Origin of the sequence: Pseudomonas sp. S06B 330, assembly GCF_002845275.2 — a bacterium.
Classification (GTDB): Bacteria; Pseudomonadota; Gammaproteobacteria; order Pseudomonadales; family Pseudomonadaceae; genus Aquipseudomonas.
The window spans coordinates 3,540,766-3,557,394 of record NZ_CP088149.1 but is presented as its reverse complement, the minus strand read 5'-3'; the positions used below and the strand labels follow the sequence as shown (position 1 = coordinate 3,557,394).

Annotated in this window: 17 protein-coding genes; 12 read left to right on the top strand and 5 right to left on the bottom strand. The window is 61.3% G+C overall.

Going from position 1 to position 16,629, the window contains the following annotated elements; genetic code table 11:
* Positions 1–153 precede the first annotated feature (153 nt).
* The 7 genes from CX511_RS15775 (at position 154) to CX511_RS15745 (ending at position 6,506) form a co-directional block, all read left to right on the top strand.
* Positions 154–681, top strand: a complete 528-nt coding sequence (locus CX511_RS15775) for a Csu type fimbrial protein (protein ID WP_425312582.1) — start codon at positions 154–156, stop codon at positions 679–681.
* A gap of 36 nt (positions 682–717) precedes the next feature.
* Positions 718–1,251 carry a Csu type fimbrial protein gene (locus CX511_RS15770; RefSeq protein ID WP_045183211.1) on the top strand — a complete coding sequence of 178 codons (534 nt, stop codon included), beginning with the start codon at positions 718–720 and terminating at the stop codon, positions 1,249–1,251.
* A 17-nt stretch (positions 1,252–1,268) separates the two neighbouring features.
* Complete coding sequence (locus CX511_RS15765) at positions 1,269–1,802, top strand: Csu type fimbrial protein (protein WP_045183209.1); 534 nt, start codon at positions 1,269–1,271, stop codon at positions 1,800–1,802.
* A gap of 24 nt (positions 1,803–1,826) precedes the next feature.
* Entirely contained in the window at positions 1,827–2,309 is a 483-nt protein-coding gene (locus CX511_RS15760; RefSeq protein WP_045183454.1) for a Csu type fimbrial protein, read from the top strand.
* A gap of 39 nt (positions 2,310–2,348) precedes the next feature.
* Complete coding sequence (locus CX511_RS15755; RefSeq protein WP_101293542.1) at positions 2,349–3,140, top strand: fimbrial biogenesis chaperone; 792 nt, start codon at positions 2,349–2,351, stop codon at positions 3,138–3,140.
* Between the two features lie 61 nt (positions 3,141–3,201).
* Complete coding sequence (locus CX511_RS15750) at positions 3,202–5,535, top strand: fimbria/pilus outer membrane usher protein (RefSeq protein ID WP_101293541.1); 2,334 nt, start codon at positions 3,202–3,204, stop codon at positions 5,533–5,535.
* Positions 5,535–6,506 carry a Csu type fimbrial protein gene (locus CX511_RS15745; RefSeq protein ID WP_045183205.1) on the top strand — a complete coding sequence of 324 codons (972 nt, stop codon included), beginning with the start codon at positions 5,535–5,537 and terminating at the stop codon, positions 6,504–6,506. Before CX511_RS15750 ends, CX511_RS15745 begins: the two co-directional genes overlap by 1 nt.
* 52 nt (positions 6,507–6,558) lie before the next feature.
* Here CX511_RS15745 and nhaB read toward each other — a convergent pair whose 3' ends face one another.
* Positions 6,559–8,061, bottom strand: a complete 1,503-nt coding sequence (nhaB, locus tag CX511_RS15740) for a sodium/proton antiporter NhaB (protein ID WP_101293539.1) — start codon at positions 8,059–8,061, stop codon at positions 6,559–6,561.
* 190 nt (positions 8,062–8,251) lie between these two features.
* Between nhaB and CX511_RS15735 the strand changes: the two genes are divergently transcribed.
* Together CX511_RS15735 and nudC are read left to right on the top strand one after the other, a co-directional pair.
* On the top strand, positions 8,252–9,064 hold the full coding sequence (locus tag CX511_RS15735; RefSeq protein WP_045183450.1) for a crotonase/enoyl-CoA hydratase family protein: 813 nt from the start codon (positions 8,252–8,254) through the stop codon (positions 9,062–9,064).
* A gap of 33 nt (positions 9,065–9,097) precedes the next feature.
* Positions 9,098–9,928 carry an NAD(+) diphosphatase gene (gene nudC, locus CX511_RS15730; protein ID WP_101293538.1) on the top strand — a complete coding sequence of 277 codons (831 nt, stop codon included), beginning with the start codon at positions 9,098–9,100 and terminating at the stop codon, positions 9,926–9,928.
* On the opposite strand, the gene CX511_RS15725 is transcribed toward nudC, so the two are convergent.
* Positions 9,896–10,675 (bottom strand): TSUP family transporter, encoded by a 780-nt coding sequence (locus CX511_RS15725; protein WP_045183199.1) that lies wholly within the window; start codon positions 10,673–10,675, stop codon positions 9,896–9,898. The genes nudC and CX511_RS15725 overlap by 33 nt on opposite strands.
* 286 nt (positions 10,676–10,961) lie before the next feature.
* On the opposite strand from CX511_RS15725, the gene CX511_RS15720 reads away from it, so the two are divergent.
* The 3 genes from CX511_RS15720 (at position 10,962) to CX511_RS15710 (ending at position 14,537) form a co-directional block, all read left to right on the top strand.
* Positions 10,962–11,573 carry an SCO family protein gene (locus CX511_RS15720; protein WP_045183198.1) on the top strand — a complete coding sequence of 204 codons (612 nt, stop codon included), beginning with the start codon at positions 10,962–10,964 and terminating at the stop codon, positions 11,571–11,573.
* Positions 11,573–12,052 (top strand): copper chaperone PCu(A)C, encoded by a 480-nt coding sequence (locus CX511_RS15715; protein ID WP_045183197.1) that lies wholly within the window; start codon positions 11,573–11,575, stop codon positions 12,050–12,052. The genes CX511_RS15720 and CX511_RS15715 overlap by 1 nt, the downstream gene beginning before the upstream one ends.
* Positions 12,053–12,422: 370 nt before the next feature.
* Entirely contained in the window at positions 12,423–14,537 is a 2,115-nt protein-coding gene (locus CX511_RS15710) for a TonB-dependent receptor (protein ID WP_045183196.1), read from the top strand.
* Between the two features lie 2 nt (positions 14,538–14,539).
* On the opposite strand, the gene CX511_RS15705 is transcribed toward CX511_RS15710, so the two are convergent.
* The 3 genes from CX511_RS15705 to glcF are packed head-to-tail and all read right to left on the bottom strand — an operon-like array spanning position 14,540 to position 16,626.
* Positions 14,540–15,067 carry a cytochrome b/b6 domain-containing protein gene (locus tag CX511_RS15705; protein ID WP_101293537.1) on the bottom strand — a complete coding sequence of 176 codons (528 nt, stop codon included), beginning with the start codon at positions 15,065–15,067 and terminating at the stop codon, positions 14,540–14,542.
* Position 15,068: 1 nt separating this feature from the next.
* Positions 15,069–15,332, bottom strand: a complete 264-nt coding sequence (locus CX511_RS15700) for a PepSY domain-containing protein (RefSeq protein ID WP_045183193.1) — start codon at positions 15,330–15,332, stop codon at positions 15,069–15,071.
* Between the two features lie 58 nt (positions 15,333–15,390).
* The gene (gene glcF / locus CX511_RS15695) at positions 15,391–16,626 is read right to left on the bottom strand and encodes a glycolate oxidase subunit GlcF (protein WP_101293536.1); all 1,236 of its coding nucleotides are present in this window, start codon (positions 16,624–16,626) and stop codon (positions 15,391–15,393) included.
* Positions 16,627–16,629 lie beyond the last annotated feature (3 nt).

The window sequence follows — 16,629 nt, the reverse complement described above, 5'->3', positions numbered from 1 at the left end:
GTGAGCGGGGGCGGCTAATTTAACCAATAGGCTGCGGGGTTGCCAGCGATGCGGACACCGCGCAGCAACTGACACACTTTTCTTCAAGCTGGCAGCTTTGGGCTCGGCTGCTACCCTCAACGTCAGATCAATCCTGTGTTGAGGGATGACAAGGTGAAGGGATGCACGCTGGCGCCGTTGCTCGGGCTGATCCTCGTTGACAGCTCAGTTGCCGCCGAATTCATGGTTGAAGTCAAAGTGCAGGTGCAGCGTGGCTGCGTCCTCATCCACACGCCACGAGATGCCGGCGCCCAAGCGCTGGGTGTCCTCGACTTTGGCAGCACGGCGCGCCTCGATGCCCCGGCCGGGCCGCTGACCAGCCAGTTACTTGCCCAGCGCCCGCCGCGCCTTGAGTGCAACCCCGACACTGCTTATCAGGTTCAGGTCGATGGTGGTCAGCACGGCGGCATCGGTGAGGTGCGTTACCTGGCCAGCAGCCAGCCATCAGCACCACCCATTCCCTACCGTTTGTATCAGGACCCTGCCTGGCGTCAGCCGTTACCGGTCAATGTCGCGCAGCACGCCCGGGTGCCTGAATCCGGTTCGGTAGCGCTGCCGTTGTACGCGCGTATTGACAGCCTAGCCCAGGTGCCACAGGTCGGTCGTTACTCGGATCTACTCAAAGTCACCGTCACCTGGTAGTTGCCAGGGTCGGCACCTGCTAAAGGAACTGGCAGTATGAAACCGCTCTTGCTGTTGACCGTTGGCCCGCTGCTGCTGATCAGTCCCGCTGCGTTCGCGGCCATGAGCGGCCATATCCAGGCCCAACTGGTGATCAGCAGTGCCTGCCAGATCAGCGGCGAGCCGGGCGCTGGGGGCGTAAAGGCGCCTGAGGCCGGTGTACTGGACTTCGGCAGCCAGGGCCCAAGCTGGACCGAAGCGCTGCACAGTGATCTGGAAGAGTCTGCCGGCCATGGCAGCTTGCAGGTGCGCTGCAACCCGGCGGTACGCGCGTTCACCGTGAGCATCAACGGCGGCGCCCACGGCGACGGTGCGACGCGGCGCCTGAGCAATGGCCGTGAACTGATTGCCTACGAACTGTCGGCTGACCCCTTGGGCCGGGCCCGCTACACCATCGGCCAGAGCCGCAACTTCTCGGTCAGCAGCGCTGCGCAGATTCCGATTCCGATCTACGGCGTGGTAGTTGCTCAACCCAAAGCGCTGCCCGCCGGAATCTACCGCGATACCCTGATGGTGACTCTGGATTGGTAACACGCAAGGAGAGACGCATGCACCCGAGGATTTCTCGCTTCATCTTCGCCGGCGTTGGCCTGGCCCTTGGCGCGCAAGCCCAGGCGGCCACGGTGACCGGTAACATTAACGCTACCTTGACATTGACCTCCAGTTGCCAAGTCAACGGTGGCAGCGGCGCCAGCGGCCTGAACTTCGGTACGCTTAACTTCGGCACTCACGATGCCATGTTCACCTCGGCCTCGGGTCAGGTGCTCGGCAATGGCGGGGGCGCCATGAGCATTCTGTGCTCCGCCGGCACAGTGCCGGCGATCAAGGTGGGTGCCGGAGCCAACGACAACCAGTCCGATGGCGGTACCCGAGCGCTTTCCGATGGCAGCGGCAACTATGTGCCTTATGATTTCTATACCGATTCGGGGCACACTCAGGTATTGGTCATCGACGGTGTGATCACCCTGCCGACCAGTACCGGGGTGGCGCAGACGGTCAATCTCTACGGTCAAGCCCAGGGCAAGGTGGGCCTACCTGCTGGGGTATACACCGATACGGTGGCGGTCGAGCTGAGTTTCTGAACCGTGATCCGTGTAGTGCCGACCGTGCTGGCGCTGCTCGCTGGCGGTGTGCCGGTGCCGCTGGATGCGGCCACCACCAGTACCTTCCAGGTCAGCGCCACGGTGGTGGCCGGTTGCCTGGTGGTCGGTGGGGTCAGCAACTACGGCAATCTGGATTTCGGCAGTTGGTCGGCGCTGTCGACCAGCAGCGTCACCACGGCCCTTGGGGGTACCACGGTGACCTTGCAATGCACACCAGGGGTGAGCTTGAGCATGAGTGTCGATGCCGGGCAGAACAGCGCCAGCGGCACGCGCAACCTCAAGCGCAGCAACGGTACGGCGCGGGTGGCCTATCAACTGTTTCGTGATGCCGGTTTCAGCCAGAGCCTGGGCATCAACCAGAGTGTGGCGGTGACCTACAGTGATCCGTCGGCGATCAAGCTACCGGTATTTGCCCGGGCGCAGTTGCCCGGCAATCTGCCGGCCGGCAGTTACACCGATGTGGTGCAAGTGGTGCTGAGCTTTTGAGCCAGCCTTAGGAAGCTTTGAACAATAAGGAGCGTGTGCATGAACCTGAGCGCTGGCGGTTTGCGCTTGAGCTACACCCTGTTGGTCTGTGGCGTTTCCCTGCTGTGCAGCGCACCGCTGCAGGCCGCGACATCCGTGCTGATCTGGCCGATCGATCCGGTGCTTGAGGCCGGGCAGAAAGCCGGTGCGCTGTGGCTGGAGAATCGCGGCGACGCACCGGCCAACCTGCAGGTAAGGGTGTTCGCCTGGCGTCAGGGTGAGTTTGACGACCAGTACCAAGCCCAGCGCGAGGTTATCGGCAGCCCACCGGTTGCCAACATCGCCCCCGGGCAGAAGCAGCTGATTCGCCTGACCCGTACCGGTACTTCTCCGGTTGGCCAGGAGCAGGCGTACCGCATCATCATCGATGAAATCCCTCCAGCATTGTCCGCAGCGAACAATGCCGATAAGCCGCAGGCTGCCATTCGTTTCCAGATGCGCTACTCGGTGCCGTTGTTCGTGTATGGCGAAGGCTTGCGCGGCAAGGTCGATGCCAGTGGCCAAAGCAGTGACAGCGGCGTCGGCAAGCCGGCATTGAGCTGGCGCCAGGTCTCGGTGCAGGGCAAGCCCTATGTGGAAATCCGCAACCGCGGGCCGGTGCATGCGCGCTTGACCGACGTGGTCGTACAGCAGGGTGGCCAGAGTCGGCCGCTGGTCGACGGTCTGCTCGGCTACGTGTTGCCCGGCGCAAGCATGCGCTGGCCGGCACCACAGACACTGACAGCCGCCTCAGTGCTCAAGGGTCGGGTCAACGGGCAGGAGTCCGCGCAAGCCTTGAACCAGGGGCAATGACACCGCGCTAGTAAAACGCTACAGGGGCCAGGGAGGACCCGGTAATGGTCGGATACGGTGTGTGAGGTTTTCTCTGGCGCTGCGGGCCTGTGGCCTGACCGTGCTCGGCTGCGGTCCGCTATTGGCTGGCGAACTGCCGCCACCGCCGGCGACCCTGGAAGTGATCGCCGATGCGCCGTTGTTTCTCGAACTGGTGGTCAACCAGATGAGCAGCCCTGAGCTGGTGGCGGTACAACAGCGCGCCGGGCGCCTGTACATGGCCAGTGCCGACTTGCAGGCGGCCGGCCTGGAGCTGCCTGGCGAGTATGGCGCCGAAGTGGCATTGGACAGCATTCCCGGTCTGCACAGCGACTACGACAGCCAAGGCCAACGGCTGGTCCTGCAGGTGCCACCCAGCTGGCTGCCCACCCAACGCATCGGCAACCGCCAACTGTACCCGGCCAGCGAAGCGCAAAGCAGCTTTGGCGCACTGTTCAACTATGACCTGTACTTCAACGACACCGACGACGGCGGCCGCTATCTGGCCGCCTGGAACGAGCTGCGCCTGTTCGACAGCTGGGGCACGCTGGCGACCACCGGCCAATGGCGCCAGGCCCTGGGCGGCAACGATTACGCCGATAGCCAGGAAGGCTTTCGCCGCTACGACACGACCTGGCGCTACACCGACGAAGCCCGCCTGCTGACCCTGGAAGTTGGTGACGTGCTCAGCGGCGCGTTGCCCTGGACAAGCTCGGTACGCCTTGGCGGCCTGCAGTTGTCGCGGGATTTTGCCGTGCGCCCGGACCTGGTCACTTACCCCTTGCCGGCGTTTGCCGGTGAGGCGGCGGTGCCGTCCTCGGTCGACCTGTTCATCAACGGCTACAAGAGCTCCAGTGCTGAGCTGCAGCCGGGCCCCTATACCTTGACCAACGTCCCGTTCATCAACGGCGCCGGCGAGGCGGTGGTGGTCACCACCGATGCCCTTGGTCGACAGGTTTCGACGACCTTACCTTTCTACGTCACCAGCAACCTGCTGCAGAAGGGCCTGGCGGATTTCTCGCTGACCGCCGGTAGCCTGCGCCGTGACTACGCGATTCGCGATTTCGCCTACGGTCCGGGTGTGGCGGCGGCCAGCCTGCGCTATGGCCTGAGCGACAGCTTTACCCTGGAAAGCCACGCCGAGACGGCCGAGTCCCTGGCCTTGGGTGGGCTGGGAGGGAACTGGCAGGTGGGCAACTGGGGGGTAGTCAATGCGGCGCTGAGCCGGAGCAGCTTTGACAGCCGCAGCGGTCAGCAATTGAGCCTCGGCTACCAGTACAACAGCCAGCGTTTGGGCTTCAACTACCAGCGCCTGCAACGCCGTGGCGACTATGCCGACCTGTCGTTGGTAGACAGCCCCTATCGGCGTCTGAGCCAGCGCAGCGAACAGCTGACCCTGAGCCTTAACCTTGATCGTTACGGCAGCCTTGGTGCTGGCTATTTTGACGTGCGCGCCGGTGACAACAGCCGCACCCGGCTGCTCAACCTGAGTTGGAGCAAGCCGCTGTGGGGCAATAGCAGCCTGTACCTATCGGCCAACCGTGAGATTGGCGACAGCCAGTGGGCGGTGCAGGCGCAAGTGGTGGTCCCCTTTGACCTGCGCGGCACCTTGAGCCTGAGCCTTGAGCGCAACCAGGATGGCGAGAACCTGCAGCGGGTCAACTACAGCCAAGCGGTACCCAGCGAAGGCGGTGTCGGCTTCAACCTCGGTTATGCCGATGGCGACCGCGAGGCCTATCGCCAGGCAGATCTGACCTGGCGGCTGCAGTCGGTACAACTGCAGGCTGGGGCTTATGGCAGCGATGGCAGCATGACCCGTTGGGCGGATGCCAGTGGCTCGCTGGTGTGGATGGATGCCGGAGTGTTCGCGGCCAACCGCATCGACGATGCCTTTGTGGTGGTCAGTACCGACGGTTTTGCTGATGTGCCGGTGCGCTACGAAAACCAGTTGGTCGGACGTACCGACAACAACGGACACTTGCTGGTGCCCTGGAGCAGCGCGTATTACCGGGCCAAGTACGAAATCGACCCGATGGAGCTGCCGGCCAACGTGCAGACGCCAGAGGTCGAGCAGCGAGTAGCCGTGCGCCGTGGTAGTGGCTACTTGCTGGAGTTCCCGCTGCAGCGGGTGGTGGCGGCGAGCATCATCCTGGTCGATGCTGGCAACAAGGAATTGCCGTTGGGTAGCCAGGTGCTGCATGAGCAGAGCGGGGCGCAGGCAGTCGTCGGATGGGATGGGCTGGTGTACCTCGAAGGCCTGGCCGCAGACAACCGCCTGCAGGTGCAGATTGCCGGGGGTGGCCGCTGTCGGGCGCAGTTCACGCTGGCGCCCGAGCAGGACCAGGTGCCGTTGATTGGCCCGCTGGTGTGCCAGTGATGCGTTTGCGCCAGGCCCTTATGCTGCTGGCACTGTGCGCCAGTGGTACGGCGCACGCATTGTGCTCGGTGATCGATACCACGCCAGCCAGTTTCGGCACGATCAGCTCGACGCTGGTGCGCAGCGCGGTCCAATCGGCCTCCACCCTCAATGCCGGATTGCAGTGCACAGGCTCGCTGCTGAGCCTGTTGGCCACTGACGACCATTTCTACGCCACCTTTACCCCACCCGCGGGCAGCACAGGGCTGGTCGGGCCGAGCGGTGATGTGATCGGCTATACCTTGTATGCCAACAACACGACGAACTTCCCGATCAACCGTAGCCAACCCTACGACTTCGCCCGCAACGGCATCATCGATGCCCTGGGGCTGCTCAATGGCACTGTGCCAAAATCAGTGCCGATCTACTTGAAAAGCCTAAGCGGCAGCAACGTGGCCGCCGGCTTCTATCAGGAAACCTTGTCGGTGTATTGGAACATCAGTTACTGCTATGGCGTGAGCATCATCAACGTCTGCCTTGGTCGGCAGAATCTCACCGGCACTACCAGCCTGACGGTCAGCCTGACGGTGACCAACGACTGTCAGATCACCAGCCCGGCCATCAGCTTCGGCAGCGCGCCGGTGGTTGCTGGCTTTGGTACGGTCAACAGTAACGTCAATGTCTCTTGTACCAAGGGCAGCAACTACACGGTGGGGCTCGACGATGGCCAGAATGTTTCAGGCGGGCGTCGGCGGATGAAGTCAGCGGCCAACAATTTTTTGGCCTATGACATTTTCAAGAGTGCCAGTAGTGTGCGCTGGGGCAAGTTGGTCGGTGCGCGGCGCGCCAGTACTGAAGCGGATATCAATCCTGGTGCCGGGACCGGGACAGGGAGTCAGGTGTTTAACTATAACGCCAAGGTTTACCCGGATCAGGGTACGCCGCCGGCGGGGACGTACCTGGACAGTGTGATTGTGGATGTGCAGTTTTGAGGCGGCTGCATGCAAGCGGCCAGTGCTCCGATAGCACTGGCCGCGCATCGCCTCAGAGCCAGTAAGTCACCGCCCACCAGCCCAGCCCACCCATCACCACGGTATAGGGCAAGGCCATCCACACCATGCGCCCATACGACAGGCGAATCAGCGGTGCGATCGCTGACGTCAGCAGGAACAGGAACGCTGCCTGGCCATTGGGGGTCGCAACGCTTGGCAGGTTGGTACCGGTGTTGATGGCCACCGCCAGGGTCTCGAAGTGCTCACGGCTCATATGGCCGTTGAGGAACGCCTGTTTGACTTCGGTGATGTAGATGGTGGCGACGAATACGTTGTCGCTGATGGCTGAGAGCAAGCCGTTGGCGATGAACAGCATGCCCGGTTGCTGGTCGGTTGGTAGCGTCAGCACCCATTGGATCAGCGGGGTGAACAACTGCTGGTCATGAATGACTGCCACCACGGCAAAGAACACCACCAGCAGTGCGGTGAATGGCATGGCGTCCTGGAACGCCCGGCCCAGGCGATGCTCATCGGTGATGCCGGTGAAGGCGGTGATCAATACGATCACCAACAGGCCAATCAACCCCACCTCAGCGATGTGCAGGCCCAGAGCGATGATCAGGATCAACGCTGCCAGGCCTTGTACCAGCAGGGCGGCGCGTTGCTGCGTCGTACGCTGGGCATCGTCTTCAGCTGCATAGGCGGCCAGCACCTGACGCACATTGTCCGGCAGCAAGGTGCCGTAGCCGAACCAGCGCAGCTTCTCCAGCAGTACGCACGTTACCAGGCCTGCGGCCAACACTGGCAGTGATACCGGGGCGACCTTGAGGAAGAAATCAGCGAAGTGCCAGCCCATCTCATGCCCAATCAGTAGGTTCTGTGGCTCACCGACCAAGGTGCAGACACCACCCAGGGCGGTGCCGACAGCGCCATGCATCAGCAGGCTGCGCAGGAACGCGCGAAACTGTTGCAGATCATCGCGCTGCAGTTGGGCGATGTCCTGATCGCTGTCCAGGTCCGAGTCCTCGCGCGGGTTATTGCCCGAGGCGACGCGGTGGTACACCGAGTAGAAACCGACTGCGGCGCTGATGATAACGGCGGTTACCGTCAGGGCATCGAGAAACGCCGAGAGAAACGCGCAGAGAAAGCAGAACAGCAACGCCAGCAGCGCCTTGGAACGCACCCCCAGGAGGATCCGCGAGAACACAAACAGCAGCAGGTCCTTCATGAAGTAAATACCAGCGACCATGAACATCAGCAGCAGGATCACCGGGAAGTTGTGCTGCAGCTCATCGTACAGCGCCTGCGGCGTGGTCATGCCCAGCACCAGGGCCTCAGCGACCAGCAAGCCACCGGGCATCAACGGGTAGCACTTGAGGGCCATACCCAGGGTGAAGATGAACTGGATCACCAGGACCCAACCAGTCACCACTGGGCCGAGGGTGAATAGCAACAGGGGGTTGAGCAGCAGGAACAGGCACAGGGTGGCCTTGTACCAGCGCGGCGATTGTCCGAGGAAGTTGTGGGCCAGGGCGCCGGCCAGGGAGCGGGACATGAAAATGTATCCTAATAATTCAACAGGAGCGCAAGGTGCCGGATACAGGCCGTCAGATCAAGGTAAAAGTCCCGGATTTGGCACAAGCGCGGTCTTGGTCGCAAGACTAGCCTTGATATAGTCACGCGCTTAGTCCCAGCCACTCTCAAGGAAAACAAGTGTGAGCGACTACCAAGCACTCGAAGTCGAACTGACCGAATACCAGGCATTCAAGGTCGAGCTGAAGAACAGCATCGCCCACGTTCAGATCAATCGCCCGGAAAAGTACAACGCGATGAACGCGGCGTTCTGGAGCGAAATCGTCGAGATTTTCAAGTGGATCGATGAGGCGGATGCCGTGCGCGCCGTCGTGATCAGTGGCGCGGGCAAGCATTTTTCTGCTGGTATTGACCTGATGATGCTGGCTTCGCTGGCCAACGAGCTGGGCAAAGATGTGGGCCGCAATGCCCGATTGTTGCGTAAGACCATCCTGCGTCTGCAGGCCTCGTTCAATGCCGTCGACAACTGCCGCAAGCCAGTGCTGGCGGCGATCCACGGTTACTGCATCGGCGGCGCCATCGACCTGATCTCGGCCTGTGATATGCGTTATTGCAGCAGCGATGCCCAATTCTCGATCAAGGAAATCGACATGGGCATGGCCGCCGACGTTGGCACCTTGCAGCGCCTGCCACGGATCATCGGCGATGGCATCCTGCGCGAGCTGGCCTACACCGGGCGCAACGTCGAGGCTGACGAAGCCCAGCGCATCGGTCTGGTCAACCGCGTCTACGCTGACCCTGATGCATTGCTCGAAGGCGTCTTTGCCATTGCCGCTGAAATTGCGGGAAAATCCCCCATTGCCGTGGCCGGTACCAAGGAAATGCTCAGCTATATGCGCGATCACCGCATCGACGATGGCCTGGAGTACATTGCCACCTGGAACGCCGCCATGTTGCAATCCACCGATCTGCGGGTAGCCGTGGCTGCCCACATGAGCAAACAGAAACCCGAGTTCGCCGACTGATTGCAGCGGCGGGCCCGCGCAAGGAACCGGAACATGGCTGTGCGTTGGACCACCGCGGTACTGGACACAAACCTCGCTGGCGGCTGGGCCGTCGCTCGCTGCAGCGAGGGCTTTCTGGTTGACGACAACGGCGCGCTGTTTGCGCGTGACTGGCTCAAGCGCCAGGATCTGGAGGTGCTGTTCGAGCATGGCATCGGCCATTTCGACGGCCAGCCGGTGTACTTGCTCGAGCTCAAGGGGCCACGGGCCGTGGCCGGTTGCAGCTGGCGCGGCTTACGCCAGTTCATGCTCGAAGGCGATTTCGACACCTACAAGATCCTCGGTTATGCCGCGCAGATCGCCACCTGGGCCCGCGAGCACCGCTTTTGTGGCAGCTGTGGCCAGGCCATGCGGCAGATTCAGTGGGAACGGGCGATGTACTGCCAGCCCTGTGACCTGCGTAGTTACCCGCGCATCTCGCCGAGCATGATCGTGCTGATCACCCGTGGTGACGAAATTCTTCTGGCCCGCTCACCGCGTTTTGTCACGGGGGTCTACAGCACCCTGGCCGGTTTTGCCGAGCCCGGCGAGTCGGCCGAGGATTGCCTGGTGCGCGAGGTGCGTGAGGAAGTGGCGATCGAGGTGCAGAACATTCAGTACGTCGGCAGCCAGTGCTGGCCGTTCCCTCATTCGATGATGCTCGGTTTTCATGCCGAGTATGCCGGGGGTGAGATTGTCATGCAGCCGGACGAGATCGAAGATGCCCAGTGGTTCCGGGTCGATGCGCTGCCGCCGTTGCCGGCGGGGCGCTCGATTGCCCGTTACCTGATCGATCTTTACGTGGCGCGGCGCTTAGGCCTGGCCGAACCAGTGCTGCCACGCTAGGCGCACGGTCAGCGCCAGCACCACGGTGATAAAGACCGGGCGGATGAACTTGCTGCCACCGCTGATGGCGGTGCGGGCGCCGAAGAAGGCACCGACCATCAGCGCGGAGCCCATCGACAGGCCGACCAGCCAGTCGACCTGACCGGAAAAGATGAACACCGACAGTGCTGCAGCGTTGCTGACAAAGTTCATGCTGCGCGCCACGCCACTGGCCTTGACCAGGTCGATGGGGTAGAGCAGCAGGGTGCTGACGGTCCAGAACGCGCCCGTGCCAGGGCCGGCAACACCGTCATAAAAGCCCAGGGTCAGGCCCTGGGGCAGCTGCCATTTTTTCTTCACCGGTACATCGGCATCCAGCGGTGCCTTGGGCGTGCCGCCGAACAGCAGGTACACGCCGCAAAGGAAGACGATCACCGGCAACATCTTGTTCAGCCACTCCGCCGGCAAGTAATGCGCGACTACGGCACCGATCAGCGCACCGACGAAGGTGCCGACCAAGGCGTGGCGCCACTGCGCCGGATGGAACAACTTGCGCCGGTAGTAGGTGAAACTGGCCGTGGCCGAGCCGAAGGTTGAACTCAGCTTGTTGGTGCCCAGCACCAGGTGCGGCGGCATGCCGGCGGTGAGCAGGGCAGGGGTGGTCAGCAAGCCGCCGCCACCGGCGATGGCATCGATGAATCCGGCAACAAAGGCGACGGCGGCGAGAATGGCGAGGGTGGTCAGATCTACGCTAAGTTCGAAAGGCATGGCATGGACTTAAATCGTTGGGCGCAGAAGGGGCTGCGCCCGAAGGCCGTTATGGTAATGGAGATGAAGTGGGCTGTCAGGCCATGCTGCGCTCATCTGTGGATGCCTGCGTCGCTTTCAGGTTCTTGTCACAATCTGCGACAACCGGCCGCACCCCGAAAATAAAGGGATACAGACGTACGGGACGATAGAAGCTGGAACCTTGGCCGAGCGGCATGACAAAATGTCGCGCTTTCACGACAGGCCTCGCGTGCGAGGCGCAACACCTTCCCAAAAGGATGGTTACATGACTGATTTACTGACCCGGCGCCAGGTCATGGCCGGGATCAGCCTGCTGAGCCTTGGCGTTCTGGCAGGTTGCGACCCCCGTTCCGGTGGCGCGCTCGATTTCAAGTACGGCAAGGACATGAGCAACAAGATCCTCGGTCGCTCGTTCAAACTCAAGGATACTCAAGGTAACGAGCGTACCCTGTCCAGCTTCTGGGGCAGCATGCCGATGGTGTTCTTCGGCTTCACCCAGTGCCCGGCGGTATGTCCTACCACCTTGGCGCGCGCCGCGCAGATCAAAAAACTGATGGGCCGCGATGGTGGTTTCTTGCAGGTGGTGTTCATCAGCCTGGACCCTGAGCGCGATACGCCAGAAGTGCTCGATGCCTACGTCAAGGCGTTCGATCCTTCGTTCGTGGCACTGACCGGCACGCTTGAAGAGACCGCCGCAGCCGCCAAGGAATTCGGTGTGTTCTACGAGAAGGTGCCAAGTGGCGATACCTATACCATCTCGCACACCTCGACCAGCTACGTCTTCGATTCCCGTGGCCAATTGCGCCTGGGACTGTCCCATTCACTGACCGCCAAAGAGTGTACGGAAGATCTGCTCACGGTCATGGAGGTATGTTGATGCGTTACCCAGCCCAACCGTTCAAACGCACCCTGGCTGCCCTGGCCCTGATTGGCCTGGCGTTGCCAGCCATGGCCGACACCAGCGTTAAAGATGCCTGGGTTCGTGCCACTGTGCCGCACCAGCAGTCGACCGGTGCGTTCATGACCCTCACTGCCAGCAGTGACAGCAAGCTGGTGGACGTGCAGTCGCCCGTGGCTGAAATCGTCCAGGTGCACCAGATGACCATGGACAACGATGTCATGGGCATGAAGCAGGTGCACAGTGTTGACTTGCCTGCTGGCAAGGCGGTGAGCCTCGACCCTAACGGGTATCACGTGATGCTGATGAAGCTCAAGCAGCAGGTCAAGGAAGGCGAGCAGGTGCCGCTGACCCTGGTGATCGAAGATGCCAAGGGTCAGCAGCAGACCCTGGAGATCAAGGCGCCGGTACGTGCGCTTAACGCTGAGGCCATGCACGGCCATGAGCACATGCATTGATCACCCGCTAATGGCCCTGCGCACCCCGATCCTGTGGGAGCTGGTCTTGCCAGCGATGCAGGCGCCGCGCACCTGCTGACACCGCGTCGATGCTATCGCCGGCAAGACTGGCTCCCACAATGGACCTGTGCACACCGATCCTGTGGGAGCTGGCCTTACCAGCGATGCAGGCGCCGCGTACCTGCTGACATCGCGCCGATGTCCCTTACATAGTCTGTGAACAACCGCTAAACCCAGGCCGCCGTCAAGGATTCGCGGCAGGCATTACTGTGCGCGCGATCAAAATAATCACTCGTATTAGTATGTAGTTCTTATTTACAAAACGTTACCATTTACGTTCTTCTTTACAATCTTTACAAAAAAGGAACACATGGTGGCATTTTCGCGCATTCGCCCGGCTTCCCTTTCTGTGCTCAGCGTGCTGGTTTCACCCGCATTGCAGGCCGAAACCCTGGCCATACCGGCGACTTCGGTCAACAGCAATTACGAAGAACAAAGCTACAAGGCCAGCGAAAGCAAAAGCGCACTGAGAATTGACGCACCGCTGCGCGATATCCCGCAAACCGTTAACGTCGTGCCGCAAAGTGTGATCAAGGACCAGGGCGCGCAGTCGATGGAAGACGTGCTCAAGAATGTACCGGGCATCGGCCTGTCCAACGGTGACGGCCAGCGCGATCAGGTCACTATTCGTGGTTTCAGCGCCATTGGTGACATGTACGTTGATGGCCTGCGTGACGATGCGCTGTACTACCGTGATCTTTCCAACGTCGAGCGGGTAGAGGTGGTCAAGGGCCCGGCGGCAGTGCTGTACGGGCGTGGGTCATCCGGCGGCTTGATCAACAGCGTGAGCAAGAAGCCTACCTTCAGCCCGGTGCAGGAAGTCGGCGTGAGCGTTGACAGCGAAGGTAAGCGCCGCACCCAGTTTGACGCCGGTTGGGCCGATCAGCAGCAGGGCGATAAAGCCTTTCGCATCACCGGCGCCCTGGAAGACAGCGACACCTTCCGCGATGACGGTTACATCGACCGCAAGGCCATTGCGCCAACTGCCTACTTCAAGCTGTCCGATGACCTCGACCTGACCGTGGGGGCCACTTACCTGTACGACAAGCGCCTGATCGATTTCGGTATTCCAGCCCTGGGCGACCGCCCGGTGGATGTCGACCGTGACAAGCGTTTTGGCGCTGGCGACCCGGACGATGACTACGCTCGAAGTGAAGTGTTCTCTTTCACCGCTGGCGTTGATTACCGCCTCAATGACGACTTCACCCTGAGCAACACCAGTCGCTATTACCATTACGACCTGGACCGTAACAACACCCTGGCCGACACCAGCCCTACACGTTTTGTTACCGGTGCTAACGGTGAACTGCTGATCAAGTTGAACCGCGGCAACGTGCAACGCACTGAAGACGGCTGGTTCAACCAGACCGAACTCAAGCACCAGACACAGGTGGCCGGGATGAACCACAACCTGTTGTACGGCGTCGAGCTGGGCCGCCAGGTCAAGGACCAGTCGGTGTTCAGCCAAAGCAACGTGGCACAGGTACCAGTGTTCGAGGACGGCCTGAAGGACGTGCCGTTCCAGGCTAATCGCCAAACCGCCAAAGGCACGACCACACAGGACACTGCCGGCTTCTACGTGCAGGACCTGATTGAGCTGGCGCCACAGTGGAAAGCCCTGGTCGGGGTTCGCTATGACGTATTCGACCAGGAATATGCCGACGACCTCAGCGGCGCCGACCTGTCGCGTACCGACACCACCTGGAGCCCGCGTGTTGGTCTGGTCTTCCAGCCGGATCAGGTCCAGTCCTACTATGTGTCGGTGAGTCGTTCCTATCAGCCGTCTTCTGAAGTGTTTGCCTTGAGCACTGGCAACCAGGGCCTGGAGCCAGAGGAAACCACCAACTATGAGGTCGGTGCCAAGTGGGACCTGCTCGACAGCCGACTGGCGGTGACCGCCGCGTTGTTTCGCCTGGAACGCACCAACATGAAAACCGCCGATCCAGCCAACCCGGCCAATCTGGTGTTGTCCGCAGAGCAGCGTACCGATGGTTTCGAAGCGACGGTCAGCGGCCAGTTGACGGACAAATGGCAAGTGTATGGCGGTTTCGCCTTCCTCGATGCCGAGATCACCAAGTCCAATAGCCGCACCAATGGCGTGGCGAACGAAGGCCAGACGCCAACCTTGACCCCACGTACCAGTGCCAACCTATGGCTGGTACGCTCCTTGACTGAGACTTGGCGAGTGGGTATGGGCGCTAACTATGTGGATGAACGCTACACCTCGCTGGACAACGTAGTGGTAATGCCCTCTTACACGACCGTGGACGCCGCCTTGCTCTACAACCAGCCAAAGTGGGACATGGCGCTGCGCTTGCGCAATGTCTTTGACCGCGACTACTACGCTTCGGCCCACGGCTCGGTCGACCTGATCACGCCAGGTGCGCCGCGCACCCTGGAACTGAGCACTAACTACCGTTTCTGAGGCTAACGCTTGCGACGCCTGCCGGTGATCATCGACAACGGCAGGTTCTCTTTCAGGCGCAGGCTTTCGAACACGGCCGCGGTGATATGCACGCAGACCAGCGCCAGCAGGGCGTTGGCCATGTACTCATGGATATCCCGCGGTCCGTCTTCGCCCCAGAAGTAGTCGATTTCCTCCATCAGAAAACCGCTGATCCCCAAGCCGAGCAACAGCGCCAGCATCAGTACCATGACCAATGCACCGAGAGGGGAATGGCCCAGGCGATGGTAGTCCTCGCCGCTGAACAGCGCACGCAGGTGCCACTTCAACCGCGCCGGGGTTGGCCAGAAGTCGCGCCAGCGTGCTGCGGGTGTGCCGACAAAGCCCCAAACCGTGCGGATCAGCACAATCGCCACGGCGTAGTAGCCCAGCCAGCGATGCCAACCATCGCCTTCTTCGGTAAAGAAGTAGCAACTGACAAAGGCCAGCACTAACGACCAGTGACAAAACCGCAGCAAAGGATCCCAGAGGCGCAAGGTTTCGTCGTGCACGTCAGTCGATCTCTTCTTTTACCTTCTTGCCGGTCACCGGATCGAAGTAGATCTCGACTTTTTTCCCCTCTTTGTTCTTGCCATAGATCTCGTAGCAATTGCCGTCAGTGACCTTGAATTTTTTGATCTCATAGCCCTGGTTTTTCAGGTCTTGCTGAAAGTTGTCCTCATCCTGCCACTGGACCTTGTCGGCCGTGGAACATTCGGTTTTGGCCAGCACCAGTGGGCTGGCGACGAGCAGTGCAACAAGCAGAAGAGTACGCATGACGAGCCCTCGTGATAATGGAAACACGCGGCAGCACAGCCATGAAGCCTGATTGAGCTTATGTCACAGATGGCGTCTTCGCGAGTGCCTCGTCCACCAACTCGATCCAGTGTCGTACCGGTGTGCGCCCGGCGCCATCAAGATGGGCCTGACAGCCGATGTTGGCGCTGACGATCAGATCGGGGTGACCGCTTTCTAGTGCATCGAGTTTGTTATCGCGCAGCTGTTGGGCCAACGCCGGTTGCGTTAGCGAATACGTGCCAGCAGAGCCGCAGCACAGATGACTGTCGGGCACCATGCTGAGGGTGAAGCCCAGGCGCTTGAGCACAGATTCCACGGCACCGCCAAGCTTGAGAGCATGCTGCAGGGTGCAGGGGCAATGAAATGCCAGCACTTGATCACTGTGGCACACCAACCGCTCCAAGGGTTCGGCGCTGATAACCTGTACCAGGTCTTTGGCCAGCTCGCTGACGCGTCGGGCCTTAAGGGCGTAGTCCGGGTCGTGGTACAGCAGTTTGGCGTAGTCGTTGATGAAGGCGCCGCAACCGCTGGCGGTCTGCACGATGGCTTCAACGCCGGCGTCGATGGCTGGCCACCAGGCGTCGATCAGCCGTCGGGCACGTTCAAGGCCTGCGTGTTGAGCGTCGAGGTGATAGTCGACGGCACCGCAACAACCGGCCGCGGCGATTGTGACGACACTGATGCCGAGGTGGTTCAGCACCCGTGCCGCCGCCGCATTGGTGTTTGGCGACAGGCCCGGTTGTACGCAGCCTTCAAGCATCAGGACCTGTCGCGCATGGCGTAGCGGTGGACGCGGGCTGCCAGTCAGGGGGCTTCTGGGCAGTTTGGTCTTGAGTGCGGCGGGCAACACGGCATTGAGCCCGCGCCCCAGTTGGACCAGGTGGCTGAAGGTTGTCGGTCGGGCGGCCAACAGCCGCAAACCACTGCGCAGGGCACGCTGCAGCGGCGGGCGCGGTACGGTCTGCTCGACGATGGCACGGCCGATATCCAGCAGGTTGTGATAGTCGACGCCCGAAGGGCAGGTGGTCTCGCAGTTGCGGCAGGACAAGCAACGGTCCAGGTGCAATTGAGTCTTGCGCGAGGCCGGATGGCCTTCCAGCACTTGTTTGATCAGATAAATGCGCCCGCGAGGGCCATCGAGTTCATCGCCCAACAGCTGATAGGTTGGGCAAGTGGCATTGCAGAAGCCGCAGTGCACGCACGTGCGCAGGATGCTTTCGGCTTCTTCGGCGCGGGCCAGGCGTTTGGCGGCATCGCACAGGGTGGTTTGCATGGT

Coding starts and splice junctions, on each gene's coding strand:
- glcF (WP_101293536.1), bottom strand. CDS start 16,626: ATGCAAACCACCCTGTGCGATGCCGCCAAACGCCTGGCCCGCGCCGAA.
- CX511_RS15710 (WP_045183196.1), top strand. CDS start 12,423: ATGGTGGCATTTTCGCGCATTCGCCCGGCTTCCCTTTCTGTGCTCAGC.
- CX511_RS15715 (WP_045183197.1), top strand. CDS start 11,573: ATGCGTTACCCAGCCCAACCGTTCAAACGCACCCTGGCTGCCCTGGCC.
- nhaB (WP_101293539.1), bottom strand. CDS start 8,061: ATGTCCCGCTCCCTGGCCGGCGCCCTGGCCCACAACTTCCTCGGACAA.
- CX511_RS15720 (WP_045183198.1), top strand. CDS start 10,962: ATGACTGATTTACTGACCCGGCGCCAGGTCATGGCCGGGATCAGCCTG.
- CX511_RS15765 (WP_045183209.1), top strand. CDS start 1,269: ATGCACCCGAGGATTTCTCGCTTCATCTTCGCCGGCGTTGGCCTGGCC.
- CX511_RS15725 (WP_045183199.1), bottom strand. CDS start 10,675: ATGCCTTTCGAACTTAGCGTAGATCTGACCACCCTCGCCATTCTCGCC.
- CX511_RS15745 (WP_045183205.1), top strand. CDS start 5,535: ATGCGTTTGCGCCAGGCCCTTATGCTGCTGGCACTGTGCGCCAGTGGT.
- nudC (WP_101293538.1), top strand. CDS start 9,098: ATGGCTGTGCGTTGGACCACCGCGGTACTGGACACAAACCTCGCTGGC.
- CX511_RS15755 (WP_101293542.1), top strand. CDS start 2,349: ATGAACCTGAGCGCTGGCGGTTTGCGCTTGAGCTACACCCTGTTGGTC.
- CX511_RS15770 (WP_045183211.1), top strand. CDS start 718: ATGAAACCGCTCTTGCTGTTGACCGTTGGCCCGCTGCTGCTGATCAGT.
- CX511_RS15700 (WP_045183193.1), bottom strand. CDS start 15,332: ATGCGTACTCTTCTGCTTGTTGCACTGCTCGTCGCCAGCCCACTGGTG.